This window comes from Rhodococcus sp. GQ147 (assembly GCF_059759155.1).
Map to the genome: position 1 here is coordinate 1 of NZ_JCAXDU010000050.1, position 2,308 is coordinate 2,308.

Below are 2,308 nucleotides of genomic sequence, written 5' to 3' on the forward strand. Positions count from 1 at the left end.
CTCATCCTGCCCCGATCCAGGGATCGCGCTGATACCACCCCGAGTACAGGCATACATCCGGCAAGGAGACGCCACCCATGACTTCCACGCAGCCCTCCCTCGCGGACCTTCACATCCCCGACGCCCGCGACTACCCGATGTTCGTCGACGGGGCGTGGGTGGAAGCCCTGTCGGGCGAATGGAGAGACGTGACGACCCCGATCCTGCGCGAGCACGTGATCGGCCGGGTCCCCTCCTCGGGCCCCGAGGATGTCGACCGCGCGGTGCGTGCGGCACACAAGGCGTTCCCGCAGTGGCGGTCCCAGCACTTCACCGCCCGCGCTCGGATTCTGGCGAAGATTGCCGATGCCATCGACGCCCGTTCCGAGGAGTTGGCCCGGCTCACCGCCCTCGACACCGGCAACGCGCTGCGCACCCAGGCCCGCCCCGAAGTGCTGACCCTGGCGAACCTGTTCCGGTACTTCGCCGGTGTCGCCGGCGAAATCAAGGGCACGGTTCTGCCCGCCGGGGACGACCAGCTCCAGTACACCCGGCAGGAGCCGCTCGGTGTCATCGGCGCCATCCTGCCCTGGAACTCGCCGCTGATGATCGCCGGATTCAAGATCCCCGCGGCACTGGTGGCGGGCAACACCGTGGTGGTCAAGGCGGCCGATGCGGCCCCGTTGAGCGTGCTGCTGCTCGCCGAAATCTGCGCCGAACACCTGCCCGCCGGTGTCCTCAACGTCCTCACCGGATCCGGCCCGGTGGTCGGTGAGGCGCTCGTGCAGCACCGTGGTGTCGACAAAATTTCCTTCACCGGCTCCACCGAGGTCGGACAACGAGTGGCCCGCGACGCGAGTGAGCGCCTGGCGCACGTCTCCCTCGAACTCGGCGGGAAGAACCCGTCGATCGTCTTCCCCGATGTCGATATCAGCGACGACTTCATCCATCAGCTGCTGCTCTCGACCCGCATGCACCGGCAGGGCCAGAGCTGCACCGCCGGCTCCCGCCTGTTCCTGCACCAGGACATCTACGACGACGTCCTGGGCCGGCTCGTCACTTCCCTGGCCGGGTTGACGGTCGGCAACCCGTTGGACGAGGCCACGGACATGGGCGCCATTATCAACGAGGCACAGTTCGCGTCGGTCTGCGGGTTCCTCGACGACGGCCTCGGCTCGAGCAGGGTCTCGACGGTCCTCGACGGCTCGCCCGACACCGTCGGGAATTCCGACGGCTACTACATGGGACCCACCGTCTTTTCCGGAGCCGACAACTCCTGGCGCCTGTCCCGGGAGGAGATCTTCGGTCCCGCCCTGGTCGCCATCCCGTGGACCGACCACGCCGACGTCATCGAGATGGCCAACGACTCGCATTACGGGCTCGCCGCGTACGTGTGGACCCACAACCTCGATCTGGCGTTGTCCACCGCCCACGCCCTGGAAACCGGGTGGGTTCAGGTCAACCAGGGCGGCGGCCAGATGGTGGGCCAGTCCTACGGCGGCTACAAGCAGAGCGGCCTGGGCCGCGAGGTCTCGCTCGAGGGCATGATCGCTGGATTCACCCAGACCAAGCAGGTCAACGTGCGCCTGCGCACACCCTGACCCCCACTCACTTTCGGACCGGAACGGATCCTTTATGACTGTCGGACCCCTCAACGACATCCTCGTGCTCGACCTTTCCCGGGCGCTGGCCGGCCCGATCGCCGCCATGATGCTCGGAGATCTCGGTGCCCGCGTGATCAAGGTCGAAGCCCCGGGCACCGGTGACGACTCCCGCACCTGGGGCCCGCCGTTCGTCGGCCCCGCCGACGACCCGCAGTCGTCGTACTTCATGTCGGCGAACCGGAACAAGGAATCGATCGTCCTCGACCTCAAGAGCGAGGACGGGAAGGAGGCGCTGCGCCGGTTGATTCGGCGGGCGGACGTGCTGATCGAGAACCTGCGGCCGGGCGCGTTCGACCGGTTGGGATTTCCCACCGACGTGCTCGAGGACCTGAACCCGCGGCTGATCACGTTGTCCATCACCGGATTCGGGCACGACGGTCCGGAAGGATCCCGGGCCGGCTACGACCAGATCGCCCAAGGAGAGGCCGGACTGATGTCCGTCACCGGAACCCCGGACGGCGAACCCACCCGCATCGGGGTGCCGATCGCCGACGTGCTCGCCGGCGTGCACGGCACCGCCGGGGTCTCGGCGGCGCTGGCATCCCGGGAAAAGACCGGCAAGGGCATGGTGGTGCGCACCTCGCTGCTGGCCGCCGCGGTCAGCGCCCACACCTTCCAAGGCACCAAGTGGACGGTCGGGGAGCAGGTCGCGCAGCGGTCCGGAG

2 protein-coding genes are annotated in these 2,308 nt (G+C 68.0%); both read left to right on the forward strand.

What is annotated here, in order from left to right; translation table 11 throughout:
• Positions 1–77: 77 nt before the first annotated feature.
• Positions 78–1,580: an aldehyde dehydrogenase family protein gene (locus AC6CID_RS24940; protein WP_138846296.1), complete on the forward strand. Its 1,503-nt coding sequence runs from the start codon at positions 78–80 to the stop codon at positions 1,578–1,580.
• A gap of 34 nt (positions 1,581–1,614) precedes the next feature.
• On the forward strand, positions 1,615–2,308 hold a 694-nt coding region (locus AC6CID_RS24945; RefSeq protein ID WP_498354660.1), incomplete at its 3' end, for a CaiB/BaiF CoA transferase family protein.

Coding starts and splice junctions, on each gene's coding strand:
- AC6CID_RS24940 (WP_138846296.1), top strand. CDS start 78: ATGACTTCCACGCAGCCCTCCCTCGCGGACCTTCACATCCCCGACGCC.